Origin of the sequence: Streptomyces sp. ATexAB-D23 (assembly GCF_000373645.1) — a bacterium.
Lineage (GTDB): Bacteria > Actinomycetota > Actinomycetes > Streptomycetales > Streptomycetaceae > Streptomyces > Streptomyces castrisilvae.
In genome coordinates, this window is sequence record NZ_KB892089.1 from 180,227 (window position 1) to 204,095 (window position 23,869).

Here is a 23,869-nt window from a genome sequence, read left to right on the forward strand (position 1 = left end):
TCTACCTAATCTTTTGGGCTCAGTCGGTTCACGTCCCCACCAGACCGAAGGAGCTCCCCACCATGTCCGCACACCTGCATCGGGCCCAGCCCTATGCCCTCGCGCTCTTCCGAATCGTCGTCGGCCTGCTCTTCGCCTGCCACGGTGCCGCCTCGCTCTTCGGCGTGCTCGGCGGCGCCAGGGGCGGTGGCTCCATACCCGCCGGCACCTGGCCCGGCTGGTACGCCGCGGTGATCCAGCTCATCGGCGGCATCCTCGTCGCCCTGGGTCTCGGCACCCGGATCGCCGCCCTGATCTCCTCCGGCTCCATGGCGTACGCCTACTTCAGCGTCCACCAGTCGGGAGGACTCTTCCCCCTGCAGAACGGCGGCGAACCCTCCGCCGTCTACTCCTGGGTGTTCCTCCTGCTCGTCTTCACCGGCCCAGGGGCCTTCGCCCTGGACCGGCTGTTCACCTCCCGGCCCCCCAACCGGCAGGACCAGAACCACACGACGGAACAGAGCTCCCCGGTCGCCGTCTGACCCACTCCCCTCCCCTGGGCCCGCTGCCGACCGGGCCCGCCGAAACCCACGCGTACCGCCGGGAAAACCGCTCCCCGGCGGTACGCGTTCGAGCACCGCTCGACCGAGGTGCCCAACATCACGCATATATAGGGATCTCCAGCTGAACGACAGGCGTACGCTGTACAGCTGAACCTGCCGCTCCTGCCGCTCCCCTGCGACGTCGCGGCGTTGTCACCGATCGGGGAGTAGAAGGTGCTGGAGAGTGTGGGTGCGCTGACCGGCAGCCCATGGATCTACGCCGTGGTCGCCCTCTCGGTGCTGCTGGACGTCTTCCTCCCCCTACTGCCCAGCGGCGTGCTGGTGATCACCGCCGCCACGGCCGCGGCCGCGGGCACCACCGGCGTCGCCGCCGACGCGGCCGGCGCCGCCCGCCAGGTCACCGAGGTCCCCTCCCTCCTGGCCCTCCTCCTGTGCGCGGCCACCGCGTCGGTGCTCGGCGACCTGGCCGCCTACCGGCTGGCCCGGCACGGCGGCGAGCGGCTGGACAGAGCCATCGCCCGCTCCCGCCGCCTCACCTCGGCGCAGGAACGTCTCGGCGCCGCCCTGAGCCGGGGCGGCGGCGTCCTCGTCGTCATCGCGCGCTTCGCACCGGCCGGGCGCTCGGTCGTCTCGCTCGGCGCGGGCGCCTCGCAGCGCAAGGTGAAGGAATTCCTGCCGTGGTCGGCCGTCGCCGGCCTGGCCTGGGCGGGCTACAGCGTGGGCCTCGGCTACTTCGGCGCGCAATGGCTGGGCGCGAGCTGGCTGGGCACGGCGGTCTCGGTCCTCGCCCTGTTCGTCGCGGGCTCCTTCGCCGCGCTCCTCATGCGGCGCCCGGCGGCGGCCGCCGCGGCCGCCGCCTCGGTCCCTACGGCGTCCTGACACCACCACCGCGTATTTCCAGGCCGTCCAGCAGCCGGGCGGTCGCCTCGGCGATCTCGTCGACGGCGCGGTCGAAGACTTCCCTGTTGTGCGCGGCCGGGGCGCGGAAGCCCGACACCTTGCGGACGAACTGCAGGGCGGCGGCGCGGATGTCCTCCTCGGTGGCCTCTTCGGGGAGGGCGGGCGGTCGGAGCGTCTTGATACTGCGGCACATGTCTCCAGTGTGACGCCCACCACTGACAACAGCGCGCGGCCGTCCGGCGCGGGCCCGGTGCCGGGCCCGCGCGGCGACCGTCAGACGACCGGCTTGGTGCGTCCCGTGCACAGCGCCCAGATCACGAAGGTGTCGATGGCGAGCGAGACGACGGCCCAGACCGGCTGGTAGGGCAGCCACATGAAGTTGGCGATCATGTTGAGCGCCGCCAGCCCCACACCGGCCCCGCGCGCCCAGGGCGAGCCCCGCAGGATGCCCCAGCCGACCACGGCGATGACCACACCGAGGACGAGGTGGATCCACCCCCAGGACGTCGCGTTGAACTTGAAGACGTAGTCGTCGATCCGCGCGTAGACGTCGTTCGAGGCGATTCCGGCGATGCCCTTGATCGCCCCGAGCACCCCGTCGACCATCAGCAGCACACCGGCGAACATGATCCCGCCGGCCGCCCAGGGATTGATGTCCCCGGGCCCGGAACCCGAACCGCCTCCCGGGCCGGGCGCCCCCGGACCGGCAGGCGGCTGAGGCGAGGAGGGGGTGCCCGGCGGGGGCGCGGTGTGTGCCATGAGGACTCCTGGGCCGGCGGAAGTACACGTCAGCCCGACCCTGCGGCGGCTACCCGGGGACGGCCACGCGAACACACCCGTACGGGTGAACGCCGGCGCCCCGCACAGGCCCCACCGCCCCGCCCCGGACGCCCGCGCTTCCCTCACTCCAGGCCGCGCTTCCCCGGCGTCCAGAACGGCTTCGTCACCACCGACCTGCGGGGCCACCCGCGCTCCCGTACCAGCACGCCCCGCACCAGCTGCACCGTCCGCGCCTCCCCCGCCACATAGGCGACCGCGCCCCGGGGGGCGGGCAGCTCCAGTGCCCGTACGCCGTCCGCGAGCTGCTGGGAGGCGGCGGCCGGCCGGTCCCCGCGCAGCTGCCACCGCAGCCGGCCCGCGTGGTCCACGGGCAGCCGGCCGGCCTCGGTCGCCGTCTGGATCACCCCGTGCGCCCGGGACGGGTCGGGGAGGGCGGCGAGCATGGCGGCCAGGGCGACCGAGGCGGTCTCCTCGCCGACGAACACGTGGTGGGAGGCCCCGGGCCGCAGGACGAAACCGCCCTCCGGCTTCCCGAACCGCACCTCGTCCCCCACCCGCACGGACCGCCCCCACGCCGCTCCGGGGCCGTCCCCGTGGTCGTAGACGCACAGGTCGAGGCCGCCGGCGGGGTCGTACCGCCGCAGGGAGTAGGTGCGGCGGGTGGTGAGCCCGCCGTCCACATGGACCCTGATCTGCTGCCCCGGCAGCACGGTGAGGCCGGCGAGACCGCTCCCGGCGATACGGATCCTGCGCATCCGGGCGGCGACGGGTTCCGCCTCGGTGACCGTTCCCCGGAGCGTGAGAAGACCGAGGACGCGTTCCCGTACCCCGCCGGCGCGCGGGGAACCCTTCTCCCTGCCGCTCACACCGTCTCCCGTTCGTCCGCGCGCGCAACCCGCGTCCCGTCCTCGTCGTCCGCCGGGGCCGGGGCGATGGGCGGCCGGCCGGAGGCGCCGAGCACGACGAAGACCGTGGCGACCAGCAGCACCACCGCGACGACCCGCAGCCCGTCGGACATCGCCGAGGTGAACGCGGCGGCGTCCGCGGCCGAGGAGTGGCCCGTACCGGCCCCGGAGGCCAGCACGGTGCCGACGACGGCGACACCGAGGGCCGCCCCGATCTCGCGGGCCGCCGTGTTGAGCCCCGATCCGAGCCCGCTGCGATGGGCGGGAAGTCCGGCCAGGACGGCCGCGGTCAGCGCCGGCGCGCACAGTCCCGTACCGGCGGAGATGACGAGGAGGTACCCGGCGTACAGGGCGTACGGCGTGGCCGCGCCGGCCGTCGACACGAGGAGCAGCCCGGCCCCGATGAGGGCGAGCCCGCCGCCCGCCACCGGCCGGATGCCGTGCCGGTCCTGCCAGCGCGCCCCGACCTTCGGCATGACGGCCATCCCGACGGTGAGCGGGATGATCGCCACCCCGGCGAGGCCGACCGGGAAGCCCTTCACGTACTGGAGGTACTGGGAGTTGACGTAGAAGAGCGCGAAGAGGCCGAAGAAGCCCGTGGCGATGCCCAGGGTCCCGGCCCGCAGAACGGGCGAGGCGAAGATCCGGGGGTCGAGCAGCGGTTCGGCCGCGCGCAGCCCGTGGACGACGAACACGGTGAGCAGTACGGCTCCGAGGCCGAAGGCGGACAGGACGTGCACCGAGCCCCAGCCGCGCGGCGGGCCCTCGATGATTCCGTACACCAGGGCGGCCAGGGCCCCGGTCAGCAGCAGCGATCCGGCCGGGTCGGGCGCGGAGTTGGACCGCTCGGGGCTGCGCGGCGTGAGGCGGGCGACGGCGAGGGCGAGCAGGGCGGCGAGCGGCACCATCACCCAGAACAGGGCGCGCCAGGTCAGGAACTGTCCGGCGAGGCCGCCGCCGACGTTGCCCGCGAGCCCGCCGAGCCCGGCGGCGAGCGTCCAGCTCGCCAGCGCCTGTGACCTGCGGGCGGGCGGGGTGAGGGTGACGAGGAGGGACATGGTCGCGGGCATGATGAGCGCGGCCCCGGCGCCGCACACCCCGCGTCCGGCGATGAGCACGGCGGGGGTGGCAGCGAGCGCGCTGGTGGCGGCGCCCGCGGCGAAGAGCCCGAGTCCGGCGAGCAGGGCACCCTTGCGTCCGTAGCGGTCGCCGAGCGCGCCCGCCGGGATCAGCAGACCGGCGAAGACGATGACGTACGCGTCGACCGCCCACAGCAGTTCGCTGGAGGAGGGGTGCAGGGAGGACGCGGCGAGCTGGGGGATGAGCAGGTTGATGGCCGCGACCATGCCCTGGGCGACGAGCACACAGGCGCAGAGCACGTACAGCGCGGCGCGGGAGAGGACCGGCGGGTCCGGGGCCTCGGGGGTCTTCTGGGCATACGGGGACAACGCTCCTCCTGGGAGCCGTGGTTGAGGGGTGTGCCGTCCACCGTAGAGTGGGCACGACTTGCTTTCCAATGCATCTTTGACAAGGGATGTATGCGCGTGACGCAATCCAGCCTTGACCTCAATCTTCTGGTCGCCCTGGACGTTCTGCTGGAGGAATCCAGCGTCTCGGGGGCCGCCGCCCGGCTCCATCTGTCGGAGCCCGCGATGAGCCGCACCCTGGGCCGCATCCGCAAGGCGCTCGGCGATCCCGTGCTGGTGCGCGCCGGGCGCACGATGGTGCCCACCCCGCACGCCCTGGCCATCCACGGCGAGGTGCGCGCCGTGGTGGAGCGGGCGCGCGGGCTGTTCCTGTCGGGCGGCAAGGTGGATCTGCGCGCCCTGTCACGGACCTTTACGGTGCTCGCCCAGGACCTCCTGGCGGCGACGTCCGGTCCCGCGCTGTTCGCCAGGATCGCGCGGGAGGCGCCGGGCGTGCGGCTCCGCTTCCTGATGGAGAGCCATGTGGACGGCCCGTTCCTGCGCGAGGGGGCCGCCGATCTGGAGGTGGGGGTCCTCGACACGCGTGCGCCGGAGGTGCACCGGGAACACCTCTACGACGACCGGATGGTGGGGGTGGTGCGGCCGGGGCACCCGCTCCTGGACGGGGAGATCACTCCGGCCCGGTTCGCCGCCGCGGAGCACCTGACCGTCTCGCGGCGCGGCCGGACCGAGGGCCCGGTCGACACCGCCCTCGCCGGACTGGGTTTGCGCAGACGGGTGGTGGGAAGCGTCGGGACCTTCCCCTCGTCCCTCTTCATCCTGCTCAACAGTGACCTGGTCGGCCTGGCCTCCCGGCGCGCCCGCCCCATCACGGCCCCCCTGGGCCTGCGGACGTTCGAGATCCCCTTCCCGCTGCCGCCGCTGTCGTTCGGCATGGCCTGGCACCCACGCCACGACGCGGACCCGGCGCACGCCTGGCTACGGGACTGCTTCCGGAACCTGGCACGTGAGGAGGCCCCGCGGGACGGCGCCGAAAACCCGCTGTTCCCCGCGCCGCCCAAGGGCTAACCTCCCCTCATCCGACGGCCACGAGGAGGGAAAGTTGCCCGGTAGCCCGAGCGCGCGCTGACGCCGTAGGTCGTGATCGACCCGTCATCGCGTGCTGCCTCCGACTGCGGCACAGCGAGCCCTTCCCGCCCGACCGCCGGCGCACACACGTGCCCCGGCGGCGGCGGAGCGTTGTCCTCCGCAGCCCAAGGGGCCACCCGTGCATCCCGCTTCCCACACCCCCGACCACCACACCTCCCGCACCTCCCTCCGGCGGGACCCGGACTTCCTGCGCCTGTGGGCGGGCCAGACCGCGTCCCAGTTCGGCGCGCAGGCCATCCAGGTCGTCCTGCCGCTCGTCGCCGTCGTCTCCCTGCACGCCGACGCGGGCGAGCTGGGCGTTCTGCGCGCGGTGGAGCAGGCGCCGATCCTGCTGCTCTCGCTGCTCGCGGGCGCGTGGGTCGACCGCCGGCGCACCCGCACGGTGATGGTCGCGGCGGACATCGGCCGCGCACTGGCCCTGGCGGCGGTCCCGGTGGCGTATCTGCTCGGCGTGCTCGGGCTGCCCGCGCTGCTCGTCGCCGCCGCGCTGACCGGCGTGGGCAGCGTGTTCTTCGACGTGGCGTACCAGGCTTCGCTGGTCCGGCTGGTGGACCGCGGCCTGCTGATGCGGGGCAACAGCGCCCTGGAGGGCAGCAGGTCGGCGGCGCAGATCGGCGGCCCGGCGCTGGGCGGCGCGCTGGTGTCCGTGTTCGCGCCTCCCCTGGCCGTCGTCACCGGCGCGGTCCTCTTCGCGCTGTCCTCCCTGTCGATCTGCCGCATCCGCCGCCGTGAACGTGTTCCCGCGCCCTTCGGAGGCCGCCCCCGGGTCCTGCGGGAGATCGGGGAGGGCCTCCGCTTCGTGGCCCGGCATCCGGCGCTGCGTGCGGTGGGACTGGCATCGGCCCTCTTCCAGTTCTCGCTGGCCGCCCTGATGACCGTCTACCTGCTCTTCCTCCCGCGCGAACTCGGCCTGTCGGGCGCGGAGGTGGGCCTCGCGCTCGCGGCGACCGGCCCGGGGGCGGTGCTGGGTTCGCTGCTGGCCGCGAAACTGCCGGAACGGCTGGGTTACGGACCCGTGCTGGTGGGCGCGGCGGTCCTCGCGGACGGCGTGATGCTCGGCGTACCGGCACTGCCCGGCGCGGGTGCCCTCGTCCTGCCCGCTCTCATGGCCGTCAACTTCTTCTTCGGTACGTTCGGCCAGCTGGTCAACGTCACGGTGATGTCGGTACGGCAGGCCGTCACCCCGGTCCGCATCCAGGCCCGGGTGGTGGCGACGATCAACTTCGCGGGCATGGGCCTCACGCCATTCGGTTCGCTGCTGGGCGGCTTCCTGGCGACGGCGTGGGGCCTGCGTACGAGCCTGCTGCTCACCGCCGTGGCGCTCGCTCTCTCCCCGGCGTTCATGGCGCTCTCCCCCTTGTCCCGCCTGGGCAGACACCTCCCGGCCGCTGAACCAGGACAGTCGGCCGGAGAACCGTCATATGCCGGTGAGTGACCCCGGACCCTCACACCCTCCTGATCCGGCGCACATCGCGTACGCAGGCGTTGGCGAGCCCGGCGAAGACGATGACGGCCGCGCAGACGAGCAGGACGCTCCGGGTGCTCCAGTACGCGGTGGCGACCCCCACCGCGAGGTACCCGGCAGGGATGGCGATCTGCTCCCCCAGGGAGTTGAAGGCGTTGAGCCGCCCCAACTCCTCGTCGGGCACCTGCTGTTGCATGGCGGTGGACCAGGCGACGATCGCAACGTCCATCCCCGCCCCGGCAACCGCCGCGGCGCCCAGCACCCAGAGCAGCGGCAGCCCCAGACCCATGGCGGCCAGCGGCAGGAAGAGCCCGGAGCTGGTGATGACACAGACCAGGATGAGGCGCTGCGGCTTCCACAGCAGACAGACGGCCGTCCCCGCCAGCAGCCCGGTGGCGAAGGCCCCCTGCACCAGCCCCCAGGAACCGGCACCCGAGTAACTGCGGTCCGCCACGAGCGGCCCGAGCAGCTGGTAGCCGGCCAGCCAGGCGGCCACGACAGCGGTCCCGGACAGCGTGTAGCTCCACAGCCAGGCCCGGGACCGGAACCCGGCCCACCCGACCCTCAGATCGACCAGCAGCCCGCCGCGAGGGCCCCCGGAAGCCGCGGAACCCGCGAGCCGCAGCCCGGCCATCAGGAGCGCGGCGACGACGAACGTGGCCGCGTCCCACCCGAGCGCCCAGGCCGGCCCGGTCAGCGCGACGACGAACCCGCCGACGACCGGACCGATGACCTTGACGGCGTTACGGGGCACCCGGACCAGCGCGTTGGCCTGCTGGAGCTGCTCCACGGGCACGAGCCGGGACACGATCCCCCGGGCCGCCGGCGTGGTGAAGGCGGAGGCCGCTCCCGAGGCGCACGCGCACGCGCTGATCGCGAAGGTGGTCGCCGTCGCCGTCGCGACGAGCACGGCGACGACCGCCTGCGCTCCCCCCGCCCCGAGGTTCCCGAGGAAGAGGAGGCGGCTGCGCGAGACCCGGTCCGCGAGCACCCCTCCCACCAGGAGAAAAAGCAGGCTCGGCACGGTATTGGCGGTGAGCACGACCCCGAGCGACCACGCTCCCCCGCCCTGCCCGATCACCGCGAAGGCCAGCGCCACGGGGGCCATCGCCGACCCGGTCGCCGAGATCAGGTTCGCGAGCAGGAAGCGCCGGAAGACGGGCAGCCGCAACGGGGACCCGGCCGCGGGAGAGGGAGGCTCACTCGGATGATCGACAGCAGCGGCCGGCCCTTCACGCACGTCACCCATGGCGGCCAGATTAGGGGTGGGGGCGGGGCGGGGGCACCCGAGCGTCCGGAGGTGGCCGGTAAGGGCTCCTCAGGCGGCCGGCCGGTCCCCGAGCGTGCTGCGCAGGTAGAGGACGAGGTGCCCATGCCGGGCCCGGGTGACGAGCCCGGTCCGGTACGCGCGAGGGCGTGGCGTGGCACCCGACTGTCCGGGACCGCCGCACCTCTGCTGGACGGGGGCAAGCCCGGCCCGGTACGCGCCGGGGCACCGGCAGCCCACGGCGGGCCGCGCCGCCTACCTGGCCGGGCGGTGCGCGGACGTGGTGGCATTCCCCCATGACGCATTCCAGACCAGGACACACCTCACCTACCGCGACGTACGACCGCATCGGCACGGGCTACCCCGACATCCGCCGCCCGGACCCCCGTCTGGCCGCCCTGATCCACGAGGCGCTGGCCAGGGCCCGTACGGTCGTCAACGTCGGCGCGGGCACCGGCTCCTACGAACCCGGCGCGGGGACCGCGCGGGTCACCGCGGTCGATCCGTCACAGGTCATGCTCGACCAGCACCCGGGCGGCCGGAAGGTCCTGGCGAGCGCGGAGAACCTGCCGTTCCCCGCCGGGGCGTTCGACGCCGCGATGGCGGTGATGACGGTCCACCACTGGCCCGACCTGCGACGGGGCCTGGCCGAGCTGCGACGCGTATCGCACCGGCAACTGGTCTTCACCTGGGACCCGCAGCACGCGGAGGAACTGTGGCTGATCAACGAGTACCTCCCGGAGATCCGCCACCTCGAACACGCCCGCTTCACCCCACTGTCCACGGTGGCGGAGGCTCTGGGCGCCCACACCGTGGTCCCGTTCCCCATCCCGCACGACTTCACCGACGGCTTCCAGATCGCGTACTGGCGCCGCCCGGAGTCCTACCTCGACCCGATGATCCGCCGCGCGAGCTCCACGTTCGCCCAGCTGCCCGCATCGGTGGTCGAACCGGCGATCGCCCGACTCCACGAGGACCTGGCATCGGGCACCTGGCACACCCGCCACGCGGACCTGCTCACGCGCGATTCCGTGGACTACGGCTACCGCTTGCTGATCGCGGGCTGAACGGCCCGGCGCACACGCCCCGCACGCCCCGCACGCCCCGCACGCCGAATGCGTTCACCCGCGCCCGTGATCGGGATCCTCGTCCAACCCGGGCAGTTCCTCATGCCCCTCCGAGTAGTGATTGACCCACCCGCAGAGCGCACAGGCGTACCGTCCGGCCAGACCATGCACCTCGGTGCCGCACCGCGCACAGTCGGTGCGGGTGATCTCGGGAATCGTCGGCTCAGGCTTGCTCGTCACACGGGGACCTTACCGAGTGAGGCTGTGAAGGGCGGGCCGGCGTGGGGCCGGTCAGAAGTCGGGGCAGAGATGCTTGTGCACGGCGTCCAGGATCTTGCCCCCGGTGTCCGCGTTGTTGATGTCGGGCAGGCGCGTCGCGATGGTGAACCTCTCAAGGGTCAGCTCGATCAGCTTCGCACGGTCCTTGGTCGTCCTGATCGACCCGCACTGATTGAGCCCACGGCTCACGGACCGCTCGTCCATATCGGCCTTCGAGATGCGCGGGTCGATCGCGTCGAGGGCTCCGAGAAACGCGTACCGGGCATGGGCGCTCGGTTCCTCGGGAAGCCCGGCAGCCTTCCGCGCGGCATCCCGATCGGCCTCGCTGACGGTCCTGCTGGGCGCTGCGGCAGCCTTGTCGTCGTCACTGCTCCCGCACGCGGTGAGCCCGACGAGCAGGCCGACGGCGATGAGCGGGGCGGCGATGCGGGTGTTCATGGTCCCCCTGGGGCTGAGTGGCAAGGAATTCAGGCTGCCAGATACGGAGAGAGCGAGGAGTCGTGTCCGCTCCCTGACACGAGGAGAACCCTCACGTCGCGCGGGGCGTCCTCATCCGTGCTTCGCCCGGACCCATCCGAGAAGGGAATCGATGGCGTCGTGGAGTTCGTCCACAGTGCGCAGATCGCGATGCTCTCGCCGGATTCCGTCACCGGTCGAGCCACCGCACTCCAACTCCGCTTCGCCGCTGTCCCAGACGATGAGTACGGCGCCGTAATCGTCGGTCTCCACCGTCATCCATGCGTTGGACTTGGGCCGGCCGTCGTCAGGTGATCGTTGGATCTCACCCGTGACACCGCGTGATCGCAGTTGCTCGTCGTTCTCGGCGAACCAGGTGCAAAGCGCCTGGGGCAACTCATTCATTCCGCTACGCCTCCGACTCCGCCGCCGTCTCGGAGTGTGCCAGCGGATCCCGCCAGTTGGTCAACCTTCCTGAGCGCGGACCGGCACACAACCCACCCGAGTACACGTACGCCCCCTCGACACCGGCCGCAGATGTCAGACCGCCCTGACATCCTGCACGCCGTGACCATGACATGGGCCGACTTCTGGGCCCTGATAGCCACCCTGAACGGCGAAGCCACCGAAGCCAACTGCCGCCGCCTCGCCACGAGGCTGAGCCGCCGCCCCCTCCCCGCCATCATCGGCTTCGCGGAACGCCACGCCGAAGCTCTCTACCGCCTGGACCAGGAGAAGTTCGGCTCACTGCCCGTCGCCGACATGACGGACGGCAACGGCGAGCCCTTCCCGCAGTCGGGCGACTCGTTCCTCTACGCACGGTGCGCGGTGGTGGCCGCGGGCCGGGACGTCTGGGAGAGCGCATTCTCCGACGCCGACGCCTTCGCCCCGTACACCTCGACCGAGTACGACGGTGAGCGACTGCTGTACGTACCGGACGAGGCGTACGAGCTGGCCACGGGAAAGGAGTGGGACCGCACGACCCGGTACTGCTTCGAGTCCTTCTCCAACAAGGACGGCTGGCCGCACCTGCGAGGCTGACGCCTCAGCAGGTCACGGTCCCGCTCAGGCACGACTCGTGCCGGCACCGGTCCTCCCTCCGGTGCAGCCTTCGAAGGTCCTGGAGAGCCGAAACGGGGAACGGGTACAGCACCCACTTCTTCCGGTAGCCGTCCTCTCCGTGCAACCTCAGCACGGTCTCAGCGGCCTCCATCACCGCATGCCCCAGCGTGCTGCGGGGCTGCGCCGAGCTCCAGACGAGGGTGCCGTCGCTGTCGGGCGCGTCCCAACTACTCGCCATGTCCGGGAACCGATAGATGGCGAGGTCCACGCCTTCACCCCGGCGCCGGAGCCGCCACCTCACCTCGGCCGGTTCGAGGTCGAAGGAGACCCTCTGCATGGCGGAGCCGCCGTACAGCCCCGCCACCGCATGAAGTAGGTCGGCCAAGGCGTCCGTGCAATAGCTGACGTCTTCCTTGTGCTCGGCAACACTGTCAGCAATGCGAACGGTCGCCCATCCCGAGCCGCTCAATTCCCAACTGAACCGAAGATCGGCTGTCATCATCCCCGCGCCTCCCGAGCCCGGACCTCGCGGGCAGTCGTCACCGATCATCGGCGCCGGGCGCGTGCCCGCACAAGCAAGCACGAGCAGACGCCCTGCACAGACACGACGGGACCGGGAACAGCCGAACAGAACGCTGGACGGACACGGGCGTCAAGTGCGTCGGGCGTCTGGCCTCCGCCCCCGGAGGCGACCGGCCCGCACAAGTGGAAGAGGCACAACGGCGGAAGCGGTAAGGGCCAGGCCCACGGATGCGGTCGTCGCTCACCGGGCTGGTTGGGCTCGAACCATCCCCCTGACGCGCCCGCAGACCTTCGCAACCTACGCGTAGCGGTCGAACAGGGCCTGGAGGTAGTCCTCAAGCCGGCTGCTCAGAAGGCCGGGAGTCAGGTCGGTGCGGCCGAGTTCGCGCCAAGGGACGGCGACCTTCTCCGCGTCCGGGGCGAATGCCAGGGCGTCGATGACCCGCCAGTAGAGGTGCGCCGCGCCCCGCTCGGCGAGGCGCCCGCCCGCGGCGGCGTACCGATCGGCGAAGGTCATCCCGAGGGAAACGCCGTGGAGCAGAGCCAGAGCCGTCGAGCAGTGGGCCACGTCGAGGTCGGCCGGCCCCCAGGGGGTCTCCACCCAGTCGACGACACCACTGACGCGGGCATCGTCGCGCTCGCCCTCGAAGAGGACATTGCCCGGATGGAAGTCCCGATGCAGGAAGCAAGGCCGGAAGGCAGGCGGATCCTGCCGGATGACATCCACGGCCCGCTTCCACAGCTCCGGCCGCACCGCCTGCTGCGGGGGCGTCACCCGCTCCGGCGACGTCCACGCCTGCCAGGCACGCGGCCTCGCGTCGGCGGAGACCTCCACCCGGTGGATGCGCACCAGCTGCTCGGCCAACAGGTCCGCCCGGCGCTCGGCACCTCGGTCGTCCAGCCGAACCGCCCCGGGCAGCAACGTCATCAGGAGAGACGGGTGGTCGCAGTGCGTCGCGGTCGCGTCCACGTCCACAAGGGCGGCCGCGGGTACGTCCGTTGCCCCGAGGAGACGCAGGATCTCGGCCTCACGGGACAACAGACCGTCCGCGTGCCGCACGTAGAAGGGCTTCACGAAGGACCGCAACACCAGGTGCCCGCTGCCACCCGGCCCCTCGATACAAAGTCTGCGCATCTCCGAGGTCCAGCCGCCACGCAGACGCTCGACCCCCGCTATCCGCTGCCCGGCACCAAGCCGCTCCTCCACCCACGACCGCGTGGCACCCGGGACCTCCGCCCCAAGATCGCCGTCACGTCCCTCTCGGCCCCCACCTTTGGTCACGAGGGAAGGCTATCGACATGACGAACGACTCACCCTGCGAGCCCAGTTATCCGTGGAGACGGGCACGGGAAGGCATCTGAGGTCGCTGCACTCGTTACTGCACGGCAGCGAGGTTCCGACTACCTCGTCGGGCTGCTCTACTACTCATGGACGAGGCGATCCCCGGCCCGCTGCTCCCCCGGCTCCCATCCCGCCCGCCTCAGGTCCCCGATACCCCTCGTCCGCTCTTGGCTCCGCCCGTTGATGTCGGAGGAAGACGCCGAAGGCCCCCCGCCGTGATCGACGAGGGGCCTTCGTACTGGTGGGCGCGGACGGTTTCGAACCGCCGACATCTGCTTTGTAAGAGCAGCGCTCTACCCCTGAGCTACGCACCCGTGGATGAGGCAACAGGTTACATGCCTCACGGCACATGTCGACAATCGGTTATCCCCGGGCCGAAGCCGGGCCGAGCCGGATCGTAAGGCAGGTCGGAGACCGGGTCGTAACGCAGGCCGGAGACCGGGTCGTAACACAGGCCGGAGACCGGGTCGTGAGCCGGGGCGGTGGCCCGGTCGTACGGCCGCGTCGGCCCGGGGTGTACGGGGGCTACCCCCACCCCCAAGACGGTAGCCGACCGGATCGTCGGCGCGGCCGGGGCTGCATACCGTAGGGGCATCGCAAGAGGCATAACGCAGCGCCGGCCCAGGGGGACCTGATCACCATGACCATCCGTAATCGCAGCGTTCTCGTGGCCATCGGGGGCACCGCTCTGCTCGTCGGGGCGCTCACTGGGTGCGGGAGCACGGATGTGGAGGACGCGCCCGTTGAGCACAAGTCGTTCGCGTACGGCGGGAAGGCGCTGACCATCGACGCGGAGAACTCCACCGTGGTCGTCGTCCCCGCCGATGTGGACGAGGTCGAGGTGACCCGGCAGGTCGACGGCTGGGCCGTGCTCGGCAGCGGGCCGGACCCCGTGTGGAAGCTGGAGGGGGACACCCTCACGCTCCGGGTGAAGTGCAAGGCCATGATCAGCAACTGCGAGGGGCGGCACGAGGTGAAGGTGCCCCGGGGGCTCGCGCTCACCGTGGATGCCGACAACGGCAAGGTCACCGCCTCCAAGTTCACCACGCCGCTCAAGCTCTACTCGGACAACGGTGGGGTCGTCGTACGGGACGTCAGCGGGCCCCTGGAGCTGAAGAGCGACAACGGGTCCGTCCTGGCCGAGCGAATCTCGTCCGCGTCCGTGATCGCCCGGTCGGACAACGGGTCCGTGAAGCTCGGCCTCAGCAAGGTGCCGGATCTCGTGGACACCGTCAGTGACAACGGGCGTATCACCATCGACCTTCCCGCAGGCAAGACCCGGTACGCCGTGTCCGCGTCGGCCGACAACGGGCACGTCTCCGTGGATGTGCCTCGGAGTGACGACAGCGCGCATGTCGTGAAGGCCCACAGCGACAACGGGGGTGTCTCCGTCCGGCACGCGGACTGACCTCCCCACGCGGACAGCCCCCGCGCGGACAGCCGCCGCACCGCACGACGCCACGTCCGCCACGTCTGTCACGCCCGTTACGTCTGTCACGCCCGTCACGCCACCGCGCCACGTCACACGCCACCGCCCCGCAACACCGAGTCACCGCGCCCGGCGCGAACCAACCGGCCCGTGTGTTCGTTATTACCGGGTGGGAGAATGTACCGGGGCAAGGCGAAACGGCACGGGAGAGGCATGTGACGGCAACACACACGCAGCCGCAGGCGAGAGCGGGCGGGAGGGGTGTGAGTTCCGTCGCCGGAGCGCCCGGAGCGATCGGGATGCCCGGAGCGATCGGGGCGTACGCGGGGCGCGGGCGGCGCCGTTCGCTCGGGCGCGACGTACGTGACGTGTGTCTCCTCGTCCTCGCCCCGCTCCCCCTCCTCGCCGCCGCTCTTCCCCTCGCCGTCAACGGCGGGGGTACGCGGCGTTGGTTCGGAGGGCGTGGGGAAGGGCAGCGGGCCGAGGCGCAGGCGGCCAAGGATGCCGCCGCCGAGGCCTTCTACGAGCTCGACACCGCGCAGCGCGACCTGAAGATCTCCATCGAGACGATCACCGCGGTGGACAGCTCGCCCGCCGCCCGCAAGGCCGTCGACGACTTCGCCGCGCTCGGACAGCGCATCGACGAGGCCAGCCACGCCTACATCACCGCCGTCGACGCCCACGACCTCGACCGGGACGATCTCGACCCGTCCGTCGCTTCCCGGGCCCGGACCGAGCTGTCCTCCGCCAAGGACCAGCTGGTGCGCGTCAAGGGCGACCTGGAGCGGTTCGCCGCCGGGCTCGGGCCCCTGCTCGGGAGCGCCGAGACCCAGCTCGCCCGGCTCGCCCCGGCCGTCGAGCGGGCGCGACAGGCGCTCCTCGCCGCGAGCAACGCGCTCGACGCGGTGCGGGCGTCCGGGCTGCGCGCCGATGATCTCGCCGCCCGGCTCGCCGCCCTGGGCCCCGAGCTGACCAAGCTCAATCAGGGAGCCGGGCGCCACGGTGTGCCCGAGACCCTTCAGCGTGCCGACCGGGTGCTGCGCGACGCCGAGGCCGTACGGGCGGAGGCCGAGAAGCTGCCCGAGCGGGCCGCCGAGATCGATCGCCGGCTGGTGTCCCTGCGGACCAGGGCCCAGGCGCTGACCACCCGGTCCGCGTCCGTCGAGCCCGTGCTGAGTGAGCTGCGGCGGCGGTTCTCCGCCGCGTGCTGGCAGGACCTCCAGCCGGTTCCCGAGCAGGCGGCCGTCAATGTGCGCCGGGCCGAGGAGAAGCTCAAGGAGGCCGCCCGTGCCCGCGAGGAGCAGCGCTGGGCCGACGCCACCTCACGGCTGAGCACGGTGCGCGCCCTGCTCAACGCCACGGACGAGGCGGTATCCGCCGCCGGTGACCGGCTGCACCGGCTCGACCTCGTGGCCAAGGACCCGCAGCAGGAGATCCAGCGGACCCGGTTCGCGATCCGTGACGCCCAGCGGCTGGCCATGGCCGGGCGCCACACCCCCGAGCCGCGCCATGCCCGCCCGCTGGACGACGCGGTGGCCCGCCTCGACCAGGCCATCACGGCTCTTGAGGGCCGCCATCCCGACTACTGGCACTTCCTCACGGTGACGGAGGGCCTGCGGCAGACCGCCGCCGACGTCGTCGCCGAGATCCGCGAAGAACGCGGGGCCGGAGCCAACTGACTTCGGCCCGCTGCGGATAGCCTGGGCCCATGCCTCGTTACGAGTACCGCTGCCGCTCCTGCGGAGACACCTTCGAACTCAGCCGGCCCATGGCCGAGTCCGCCGACCCCGCCTCCTGCCCGGCCGGGCACGAGGACACCGTGAAGCTGCTCTCCACGGTCGCCGTGGGCGGATCGGGCAGTTCCGGTCCCGCGCCCTCGGCCGGCGGTGGCGGCGGCTGCTGCGGCGGGGGTTGCTGCGGCTGATCCAGGGCTGGCTGGTGCGGCTGATGCTGATCCAGGACCGCTGCGGCTGGTCCGGCCGCCCGGCCGGACCCGCCGCCCGGCTGATCCGGCCGCCCGGGGGCCCGCCCTCCCGGCGGCTACCGCTTGCGCGACAGTGTCAGGCCGTCCGCGACCGTCAGCAGCACGCTGTCCATGCGCGGGTCGGCCGACACGTGGTCGTTGAAGTCCTGGATGTCCTTCGCCGCGCCCGTGGCGTGCGGGTCGGTCACCCGGCCGTGGAACAGCACGTTGTCCGTGGCGATGACGCCGCCCTGCCGCAGCCGGGGCACCAGTTCCTCCCAGTACGCGATGTAGCCGCTCTTGTCCGCGTCCAGGTAGGCGAAGTCGATGTGGGGTTCCCGCGGCATCGCGCGCAGGGTGTCCAGGGCGGGTGCGATGCGCAGGTCGATGCGGTCGGCGACGCCTGCCTTCTCCCACGCCGCACGGCCGTACGCCGTCCACTCCTCCGAGATGTCGCAGGCGATCAGCCGGCCGTCGGCGGGCAGCGCCCGGGCCATCGCCAGGGCGGAGAAGCCGGTGAAGGTGCCGACTTCCACGATGTGCCGGGCGCCGGTCAGCCGGACGAGGAAGGCGAGCAGCGGGCCCTGTTCCTCGGCGGACTGCATGCCGGCCCGGTCGGGCAGCTCGGCGTAGGTGGTCTCCACGAGTTCGCGCTGTACGGCGTCGAGCGGCGGGTTGTGCGCCAGCATGTACGCGTACAGCTCGTCCGTGATCTTGGTTTCGTTTCCCTTGGTCATCGCAGTACTCCCTGGTCGGCCGCGTGTCCCCCCGGCGGGCGGGAACGGCGTGACTGTAGTCGTCAGTCGTCCGCCCCTGCCCGGACACGCGCGTTTCCACGGCGCGTCGCAAGGGGACCCGCTCCTACGTCACCGGCGTGCCGCCCGCACGAAGCGGCGCAGGATCTCCTCGCCCGCGGCGACGCCGCGCTCAGCGGTCACCTCGATGTGCGGGGCGCTCCAGTCGGCGTCGGCGAGTTCGCCGTGGGCGGGGCGCCAGCCCCGGTCGGCGGCGAGCAGCAGGTCGGCGTCCAGGAGTGAGTCGCCGGCGGCGAGGGTGAGGGTGGCCCCGGTGCGGCGGGCGACCTCGCGCATGGCGGCGCTCTTGGTGAGCGGGCGCGGTACCGCGTAGATCTTGCGGCCCTGGAGCGATACGGCCCAGCCGCGCGGCTCCGTCCAGGCGGCGAGTTCCTTCATCCAGTCCGGGGGGAGTTCGGCGCGGTCCACGACGAGGTAGGCGAACAGGTCTTCGGCGACCCGCTCCTTGAGCAGCCACGCGGGGTCGGCGGCGGAGACGAGATGGGCGCGGACCTCGGTGAGCGAGGCGCACTCGTCGGAGAGCCGGCGGGCCACCGTCCGCTGCCAGTCCCGGTCGGACTCGCCGTTCACCAGGATGTGGCCGCCGTTGGCGCAGATCGCGAACTCGGCGGGGGCGCCCGGGAGATGGATGCGGTGGTACTGCTCGCGGGTGCGGGTCGTGGTCGGCACGAAGACGGTGGACGCGGCGCCGGTCAGGTCGGCGAGCAGCCCGGCGGCCGTCTCGGTGAGGTACGAGAGGGGCTTGTGGTCGTACACCTCGACGCACAGCAGCCGGGGCGCCTGCGCATCGTCCATGGTGAGCTGGAGGGCCGCCGCGGAGTAGATGAGGGTGCGGTCGAGGTCGCTGGCGATCAGGGTCACCGGGGAGGCGGTCACGCGGACTCCACCGCCTTGCCGTCGGCGCCGGTCGCCCCGCGCGTGTACTTGGGGTGGATCAGCCCGACGCAGGTGTACGGGAGCGAGTCGACCTCCTCGACGGGGACGCCGCGCTGCTCGGCCAGCAGCCTGATGTGCTCCAGGTCCGGGCCGGCGCCGCGCCGGGCGAGGATCTTCCACGGGACGCGGCGCAGCAGGACGCGGGTCGTCTCGCCGACGCCGGGCTTGACGAGGTTGACGTCGTGGATGCCGTACTCCTCGCTGATGCGTTCCACCGCGGCCCAGCCCTCCCAGGTCGGGGCCCGGTCCGCGGCCGGCAGCTCCTTCACCTCGGCGTCCACGGCGCCGGCGACCTCGTCGAAGCGCTCGGTGACCGTGTCGAGAAAGAGGCCGGAGACGTCGGAGCCGGTCAGGTCGCGGTAGAACTTCGCTCCGTGGAAGTCGTGCGGCCCGACCAGGTCGGCGCGCAGGACGGTGCGGGAGATGAGCCCGGAGACCGTGGAGTTGAGGCAGGCGGAGGGGATGAGGAAGTCCTCGCGGGTGCCGTACGTACGCACACAGCCGCCCGGGTCGGCCAGCACCGCGATTTCCGGGTTGAAGCCCTTGACCCCTTCGGACTCCTCGAACTCGGTGATCGCGGCGGCCAGTTCGCGGGTGATCGCGCCCTTGCCGGTCCAGCCGTCGACGAACACGACGTCGGCCGGGTCGTGGTGGGCGGCCAGCCAGCGCAGGGCGTTGGCGTCGATGCCGCGTCCACGCACGATGGAGACGGCGTAGTGCGGCAGGTCGATGCCGTGCCGCACCCGGGCCCAGCGGCGCATCAGCACGCCGACCGGCGTACCGGCCCGCGCGAGCGAGACGAGCACCGGGCGCGGGCCGCGCTCGGCGAGGACCGTCTCGGTGACCGTGCCCACGGCGCGGGCGATCCGGGCGGCCGAGAGGTCCAGGGCGGTCTTGAACAGCTCCTGGTACTGGGCGGACGGCTGGTACTCGACGGGCAGCGACTCCGCGTAGTGCGCTCCCCCGCTCTGTATCGCTTCCTCGCGCTCCTCCGTGGGTGCTTCGAGGCGGGTGTCCGAGAGGTCCTGGAGCAGCCAGCCGACCTCGTCCGGCGCGTACGAGGAGAAGGCGGGGCCGCGAAGGGGCTCGGGCAGCAGCATGTGGGGGTCTTCCTGCCGTTCGGAGGCGGGCGGGAGTGCGGCGGCGGGCGCCTGCGGTACGTACGACGGGATCACCGCGAGCAGGACCTGCCCGGTGTGCGCGGCGAGCTGGTCCAGGAGGCCGCCCGGGGCGTGCAGCGCAGGGGTGTCGCCCGCCGAGTCGACCACGGCCACCACGGCGTCGAAGCCGGCGCCCGCCACGTTGTACGCGTAGCGCTCGCCGGGTCCGTCGGCCGGGTCGTCGTGGGCCGGGAAGGCCAGCTGGGTGCGTATCGCATAGCCCGGGTCGTCCACGGCCAGGACCGGGGAGCGGGTGGTCGTGGAGTAGCGGACCTCGGCGGCGGTGCGCTCCTCCAGGGCGGTGGCCAGGCGCAGCGGGGCGTACATCAGCTCCTCGGAGCCGAGGACCAGGACGCGGCGGGGGCCGTCGCCCAGGGCCTTGGCGACGTGGTCGGCCAGGGCGGGCAGGGCGGGTTCCAAGAGGGCGCGGTGGGCCCGGGTGAAGCCGTGCCGGCCGCCGTCGGGGACGCCTGCGGGCCAGGGGAGGTCGATGCGCGTGCGGGGCGTTCGCGAGGGCGGCTGCTCGACGGGGGCCCCGGCCGCCCGCAGTGCCTCCTGCCTGGCTATCAGCTCCTGCCCCTTCGCCAGGACGTCGTCCGGGAGGCCGACCGTGCCGGTGCTGCGGACCACCAGGTCGACCCGGGCCCCGATCTCCGCGGCGAACTCGGCGAGCCGCCCCCGGTCGGCCGGGGAGCGCATGTCGACCAGGGCCACGATGACGTACCGGTCGCGGGGGTAGCGCTCGTGCAGCGCGCGGATCGTGTTGAGGACGGTGTTGCCGGTGGAGAACTCGTCGTCCACCAGCACCAGTGCCGCGTCCGGCGAGCCGTCCGGGCCGTGCGCGTCCGCGGCCAGCAGCCGCGGGTCCCGCGGGAGCAGCAGGTGCGAGGTGGCGTGCGAGTGGGACTCCTCGAAGCCGCCCGCCCGGGGCACGCCGGGCACGGGCCTGCGGGTCGAGTGGAGGTAGGGCGCGTCGCCGAGGCCGTCGGCGACACAGTGGCCGAGGCCGGTGGCCGTCTCCGCGTATCCGAGGACGACCGCCCGCCGTGCCCCCTCGTCGCCCAGCAGGGCCCGTACCCGGCGGCCGAGGTCGAATCCGGCGGCGTACACCACCGAGGGGTGCTGCGGCACGTGCTTGCCGAGCACCTGGGACACGAGCAGGTGCGCCCGCTTGGGGTTGCGCCGCAGGGCGAGGCCCAGCAGCTCGCGCAGCTCCGCGTCTCCCACCAGCTCGACGCCCAGTCGCTCCGCCACCCAGCTACCCGACCACACCACGTTCGCCGTCTCTTTCCACTCGCCCGTCATACCCGGTGCCGCAGCCGGCGCCGGGGGTCCTTCTCCGATGGTCCCGCCGGCCGGGCTCACTCCGCGAGGCAGGCCGTCAGCAGGTCCACGAAGCCGATGTCCTCACGGGCCACGCCGAAGACCTCCGCGCGCAGCAGCGTGCGCTCGGCCCAGGCCCGGTGCGGCTTCACCTCGTTCATCTTGTTCGTGTACGCGGAGCGCAGCACCCCGCCGCCGTTGCTCTCGGGCCGCAGGATGTCCTGGGCGTCGCTGAACTGCTCGTGGCTGACCACGGACAGCGCGTGCACGGGGGCGACGTGCGAGGGGTGGATGCAGGTCTTGCCGAGCAGACCGTTGGCCCGGTCGAGCTCGATCTCGCGCAGGAGTCCGTCCAGGTCGTGCGCGATGAGCGCCGTGCGCAGTTCGTCGGCGCGGTTCTCCTGGAAGGGGCTGCGGCGCAGCTGCGGCTTGAACATGCGTTCCTGGCGGGGGAAGTACTCCCACACGGGGCCGGTGACCGTGAAGCCGGTCCCGTCGGCGCGGCCGAGGACGTTGACGACGTCGGCGATGACGTCGGCGACGATCCCTACGTCGTACGCCGTCATGTCGGGCGCTCGCCGCAGTCCGTAGGCGGAGCAGAAGTCGGTGACGCCGAGCCGCAGTGCGAGGATCCGGTCGCGGTGGGCGCCGACGGTCTCCGCGATGCCCTGGAGGGCGTCCCGGCGGGTCTCCAGGTGCAGCAGCTCGGGCGATTCGAGCACGGGCATGGCGAACAGCTGCCGTCCGGCGCATGCCTCGGCCTTGGTCAGGGCCTCCAGGAACGGCACGCCCCGCTCGCGCGTGAACTTGGGGAACACGAATCCGGACAGCAGCCGGACGGATGCCCCGAGGCGGCGCACCAGGTCCGTGATCTGCTCCGGTTCGCGGACCCGGATGAACAGCAGCGGCAGATCGGCTCCGCGTGCGTCGAGGTCGGCGAACTGCCGGACGAGGTTCTCCTCGGCCCCGGCGACCTCGCAGTCCTCGATGGAGTCCTCCAGGCACAGCACCATGGAGACGACGCCGCGCCCGGCCAGTTTGACGATGTCGTCGGCGAGGCGGGGGCGGGTGGCGGGGCTGTAGAGCGTGGCGCCCAGAGCGGCGGCGAGGAGGGTACGCGGCGAGTCCGCGTCGAACACGCAGGGCTCCTGGAAGAACAGCCCGTCCTTCGCAGCAGCTGCAATATGCCCGAAATGACGCATGCAATTCCCCCCGTACTCTCTGACCGATCGGACAACGTGTGGCCGGTAATAGTACGTACGAGCGGGTGTCCGCGGTTCCCTGGCCGGATGAATTCGGGGTGGCTCACCCCTTTCGCGAGGGTTTCGAAGGGGCGGGACCGGGTGATCGCCGCCTGCCGCCGGGACACGGGTCCCGACCCCCGCGTTGTCCGCACGGGCCGCCAGCAGGCAGGATGACCGGCATGACGCACGCGATGGTGAAAGGCTCGAACGTCCCCCTCGACGCCATGGCCGTACGGGCCGTGCTGCGCTGGACGCCGGGCGCCGGGGTGCCCGATGTGGACGCCTCGGCCCTGCTGCTCGGTGCCGGCGGCCGCGTGCGCTCGGACGAGGACTTCGTCTTCTACAACCAGCCCCGCCATCCGTCCGGCCTGGTGCGCCGACTGCCGAAGCGGAGCCTGCCCGAGGGCCTGACGGACACCATCGAGGCCGATCTGGGCGCGCTCGACCCCTCGGTCGACCAGGTGGTCATCGCCGCGTCGTCGGACGGGGCCGCCTTCGAGCACGTGCGCGATCTGCGCATCCTCATCCACGACGCGGCGGCCGCGGCCGGCAGCGAACCGCTGGCCGTGTTCGACGTGCGCGCGGAGACCGGCGAGGAGACCGCGATCATCTGCGGCGAGCTGTACCGGCGCGGGGACGGCTGGAAGTTCCGGGCCGTGGGGCAGGGCTACCCGACCGGGCTCATCGGCCTCGCGACCGCCTTCGGGATCTCGGTCGACGAGGGGCAGCCCGAGCCGGAGCCGCAGCCCGCGTCGCAGCCCCAGCCCCATCCGCAGCAGCCGCCGCAGCCGCAGTACCGGCCGGACCCGGTGCCGCCCGCGCCGCCGTTCCCGCCGGCGCCGGTCCCCGCGCCCGACTCGCAGGCGACGGTGCTGCACCAGCAGCCCTCGTACGGCTATCCGCAACCCGCCGCACCGGCTCCGCAGCCCGCGTACGGCTACCCTCAGCCGTCCTCCGCGCAGCCCGCCTACGGCTATCCGCAGCCCGCCCCGGCGGCCGCGCCCGCGCCCGACCCGAACTTCACGCTGCCCCCGCAGGGCCCGCAGTTCATACGGCCCTGAGAAGCACTAGGTACGGGACTTGTAGCCGCGTCCCCACTGCATGCCGAAGCCGTACATCCGGTCCAGCTCCGACTGGAAGCCGTACACGAACTTCACCTCGCGGTGCACGACCAGCTCGTCCTTGATGTTCTCCACCGTGAGCACCGCGCAGGAGCGGGCCTGCGGGGCGCGCTCGTCCAGCTCGATCTCGATGCGCGGCCCGTTGCCCGGGTAGAGCGTCACCTTGGCGTGCGTGCGGTCGAAGGCCGGCGTCTGGTCGTAGATGTAGACGAAGACCATCAGCCGCTTGATGTTCTCGCGCTGGTCGAGGTTGACGTAGAGGGTCTCGCCCGAGGGCGCGCCGAAGCGGTCGTCGCCGCTGAGCCTGATGTAGGGCGGCCCGTTCAGATCGCCGAGCAGGTCGCCCAGCGGCTGCACCACGCCCTTGGTGCCGTCCGCCAGCTCGTACATGCAGCCCAGGTCCAGGTCGACGTTGACCACGCCCTGGGTGTGCGCCTGGACGGGCTCGGGCTGGAAGAGCTTCAGGGGGCGCAGCAGCCGGCCGCCCTGGCGGGAGCGGCCCTCGATGTCGGAGGTGCGCATCCGCCAGGAGAGGTTGACCCGGAGGTTGCCGCTGAGCGCGCCCTGCTTGGTCAGCGAGACCGTGGCGCGGCGCCGGGTGAGCACGATGGAGTTGGTGGCCGCGTTGCCCGACTCGAACTGTGATTCCCGCCCCGGCCACAGGTTGTCCCAGAACGCCATCCCGACCCCCACCTCTCGGTCCTGCTCCAGTCGT

General features: G+C 72.3%; 25 protein-coding genes and 1 tRNA gene. 10 read left to right on the plus strand and 16 right to left on the minus strand.

Annotated features, from left to right (window positions below; all coding sequences use genetic code 11):
- The first annotated feature begins 62 nt into the window (after positions 1-62).
- Both B082_RS0134925 and B082_RS0134930 read left to right on the plus strand, forming a co-directional pair.
- Complete coding sequence (locus B082_RS0134925) at positions 63-521, plus strand: DoxX family protein (protein WP_018556420.1); 459 nt, start codon at positions 63-65, stop codon at positions 519-521.
- 234 nt (positions 522-755) lie between these two features.
- Positions 756-1,421 carry a DedA family protein gene (locus B082_RS0134930; protein ID WP_018556421.1) on the plus strand — a complete coding sequence of 222 codons (666 nt, stop codon included), beginning with the start codon at positions 756-758 and terminating at the stop codon, positions 1,419-1,421.
- On the opposite strand, the gene B082_RS0134935 is transcribed toward B082_RS0134930, so the two are convergent.
- The 4 genes from B082_RS0134935 to B082_RS0134950 all read right to left on the minus strand — a co-directional run bounded on the left by B082_RS0134935 (position 1,408) and on the right by B082_RS0134950 (position 4,575).
- Positions 1,408-1,635, minus strand: a complete 228-nt coding sequence (locus B082_RS0134935; RefSeq protein WP_018556422.1) for a DUF2277 domain-containing protein — start codon at positions 1,633-1,635, stop codon at positions 1,408-1,410. The genes B082_RS0134930 and B082_RS0134935 overlap by 14 nt on opposite strands.
- Before the next feature lie 80 nt (positions 1,636-1,715).
- Positions 1,716-2,201 (minus strand): DUF7144 family membrane protein, encoded by a 486-nt coding sequence (locus B082_RS0134940; RefSeq protein WP_026250499.1) that lies wholly within the window; start codon positions 2,199-2,201, stop codon positions 1,716-1,718.
- A gap of 143 nt (positions 2,202-2,344) precedes the next feature.
- Positions 2,345-3,088 (minus strand): siderophore-interacting protein, encoded by a 744-nt coding sequence (locus tag B082_RS0134945; protein ID WP_018556424.1) that lies wholly within the window; start codon positions 3,086-3,088, stop codon positions 2,345-2,347.
- Positions 3,085-4,575 (minus strand): MFS transporter, encoded by a 1,491-nt coding sequence (locus B082_RS0134950; RefSeq protein ID WP_018556425.1) that lies wholly within the window; start codon positions 4,573-4,575, stop codon positions 3,085-3,087. The genes B082_RS0134945 and B082_RS0134950 overlap by 4 nt, the downstream gene beginning before the upstream one ends.
- Positions 4,576-4,665: 90 nt before the next feature.
- On the opposite strand from B082_RS0134950, the gene B082_RS0134955 reads away from it, so the two are divergent.
- Both B082_RS0134955 and B082_RS0134960 read left to right on the plus strand, forming a co-directional pair.
- Positions 4,666-5,622 carry a LysR family transcriptional regulator gene (locus tag B082_RS0134955; RefSeq protein ID WP_026250500.1) on the plus strand — a complete coding sequence of 319 codons (957 nt, stop codon included), beginning with the start codon at positions 4,666-4,668 and terminating at the stop codon, positions 5,620-5,622.
- A gap of 199 nt (positions 5,623-5,821) precedes the next feature.
- Positions 5,822-7,138: an MFS transporter gene (locus B082_RS0134960; protein WP_018556427.1), complete on the plus strand. Its 1,317-nt coding sequence runs from the start codon at positions 5,822-5,824 to the stop codon at positions 7,136-7,138.
- 10 nt (positions 7,139-7,148) lie between these two features.
- Here B082_RS0134960 and B082_RS0134965 read toward each other — a convergent pair whose 3' ends face one another.
- Entirely contained in the window at positions 7,149-8,339 is a 1,191-nt protein-coding gene (locus tag B082_RS0134965) for an MFS transporter (RefSeq protein WP_018556428.1), read from the minus strand.
- Between the two features lie 392 nt (positions 8,340-8,731).
- Here B082_RS0134965 and B082_RS0134970 point away from each other — a divergent pair, with 392 nt between their 5' ends.
- Positions 8,732-9,502, plus strand: coding sequence for a class I SAM-dependent methyltransferase (locus B082_RS0134970; RefSeq protein ID WP_018556429.1), 771 nt, complete (start codon positions 8,732-8,734; stop codon positions 9,500-9,502).
- Positions 9,503-9,556: 54 nt separating this feature from the next.
- Here B082_RS0134970 and B082_RS38585 read toward each other — a convergent pair whose 3' ends face one another.
- The 3 genes from B082_RS38585 to B082_RS0134985 form a co-directional block, all read right to left on the minus strand.
- Entirely contained in the window at positions 9,557-9,742 is a 186-nt protein-coding gene (locus B082_RS38585) for a hypothetical protein (protein WP_026250501.1), read from the minus strand.
- Between the two features lie 51 nt (positions 9,743-9,793).
- A complete protein-coding gene (locus tag B082_RS0134980; RefSeq protein WP_018556430.1) occupies positions 9,794-10,219 on the minus strand; it encodes a hypothetical protein in 426 nt (141 codons plus the stop codon).
- Between the two features lie 111 nt (positions 10,220-10,330).
- Entirely contained in the window at positions 10,331-10,642 is a 312-nt protein-coding gene (locus B082_RS0134985) for a hypothetical protein (protein ID WP_018556431.1), read from the minus strand.
- Between the two features lie 168 nt (positions 10,643-10,810).
- On the opposite strand from B082_RS0134985, the gene B082_RS0134990 reads away from it, so the two are divergent.
- Positions 10,811-11,278, plus strand: a complete 468-nt coding sequence (locus tag B082_RS0134990; protein ID WP_026250502.1) for a DUF4240 domain-containing protein — start codon at positions 10,811-10,813, stop codon at positions 11,276-11,278.
- 4 nt (positions 11,279-11,282) lie between these two features.
- Here the strand turns inward: B082_RS0134990 and B082_RS0134995 are convergent, their stop codons facing one another.
- The 3 genes from B082_RS0134995 to B082_RS0135005 all read right to left on the minus strand — a co-directional run bounded on the left by B082_RS0134995 (position 11,283) and on the right by B082_RS0135005 (position 13,477).
- Positions 11,283-11,684, minus strand: coding sequence for a hypothetical protein (locus tag B082_RS0134995; protein ID WP_234018321.1), 402 nt, complete (start codon positions 11,682-11,684; stop codon positions 11,283-11,285).
- 435 nt (positions 11,685-12,119) lie between these two features.
- Positions 12,120-13,028 carry a phosphotransferase family protein gene (locus B082_RS0135000; protein WP_018556433.1) on the minus strand — a complete coding sequence of 303 codons (909 nt, stop codon included), beginning with the start codon at positions 13,026-13,028 and terminating at the stop codon, positions 12,120-12,122.
- Between the two features lie 374 nt (positions 13,029-13,402).
- A tRNA-Val gene (locus B082_RS0135005) sits at positions 13,403-13,477 on the minus strand.
- 326 nt (positions 13,478-13,803) lie between these two features.
- Here B082_RS0135005 and B082_RS0135010 point away from each other — a divergent pair.
- The 3 genes from B082_RS0135010 to B082_RS0135020 all read left to right on the plus strand — a co-directional run bounded on the left by B082_RS0135010 (position 13,804) and on the right by B082_RS0135020 (position 16,516).
- The gene (locus B082_RS0135010) at positions 13,804-14,571 is read left to right on the plus strand and encodes a DUF4097 family beta strand repeat-containing protein (RefSeq protein ID WP_026250504.1); all 768 of its coding nucleotides are present in this window, start codon (positions 13,804-13,806) and stop codon (positions 14,569-14,571) included.
- Positions 14,572-14,807: 236 nt separating this feature from the next.
- Positions 14,808-16,271, plus strand: coding sequence for a hypothetical protein (locus B082_RS0135015; protein WP_026250505.1), 1,464 nt, complete (start codon positions 14,808-14,810; stop codon positions 16,269-16,271).
- Between the two features lie 29 nt (positions 16,272-16,300).
- Positions 16,301-16,516: an FmdB family zinc ribbon protein gene (locus B082_RS0135020; RefSeq protein ID WP_018556436.1), complete on the plus strand. Its 216-nt coding sequence runs from the start codon at positions 16,301-16,303 to the stop codon at positions 16,514-16,516.
- A gap of 116 nt (positions 16,517-16,632) precedes the next feature.
- On the opposite strand, the gene B082_RS0135025 is transcribed toward B082_RS0135020, so the two are convergent.
- The 4 genes from B082_RS0135025 to B082_RS0135040 form a co-directional block, all read right to left on the minus strand.
- Entirely contained in the window at positions 16,633-17,292 is a 660-nt protein-coding gene (locus B082_RS0135025; RefSeq protein ID WP_018556437.1) for an O-methyltransferase, read from the minus strand.
- 129 nt (positions 17,293-17,421) lie between these two features.
- Entirely contained in the window at positions 17,422-18,246 is an 825-nt protein-coding gene (locus B082_RS0135030) for a hypothetical protein (protein WP_018556438.1), read from the minus strand.
- On the minus strand, positions 18,243-20,771 hold the full coding sequence (locus tag B082_RS0135035; protein ID WP_018556439.1) for a phosphoribosyltransferase: 2,529 nt from the start codon (positions 20,769-20,771) through the stop codon (positions 18,243-18,245). Before B082_RS0135035 ends, B082_RS0135030 begins: the two co-directional genes overlap by 4 nt.
- A gap of 56 nt (positions 20,772-20,827) precedes the next feature.
- Positions 20,828-21,991: an HpcH/HpaI aldolase/citrate lyase family protein gene (locus B082_RS0135040; protein ID WP_026250507.1), complete on the minus strand. Its 1,164-nt coding sequence runs from the start codon at positions 21,989-21,991 to the stop codon at positions 20,828-20,830.
- Between the two features lie 221 nt (positions 21,992-22,212).
- On the opposite strand from B082_RS0135040, the gene B082_RS0135045 reads away from it, so the two are divergent.
- Positions 22,213-23,094 (plus strand): TerD family protein, encoded by an 882-nt coding sequence (locus B082_RS0135045; RefSeq protein WP_018556441.1) that lies wholly within the window; start codon positions 22,213-22,215, stop codon positions 23,092-23,094.
- A gap of 6 nt (positions 23,095-23,100) precedes the next feature.
- Here B082_RS0135045 and B082_RS0135050 read toward each other — a convergent pair whose 3' ends face one another.
- Positions 23,101-23,835, minus strand: coding sequence for a TerD family protein (locus B082_RS0135050; RefSeq protein ID WP_026250508.1), 735 nt, complete (start codon positions 23,833-23,835; stop codon positions 23,101-23,103).
- Positions 23,836-23,869 lie beyond the last annotated feature (34 nt).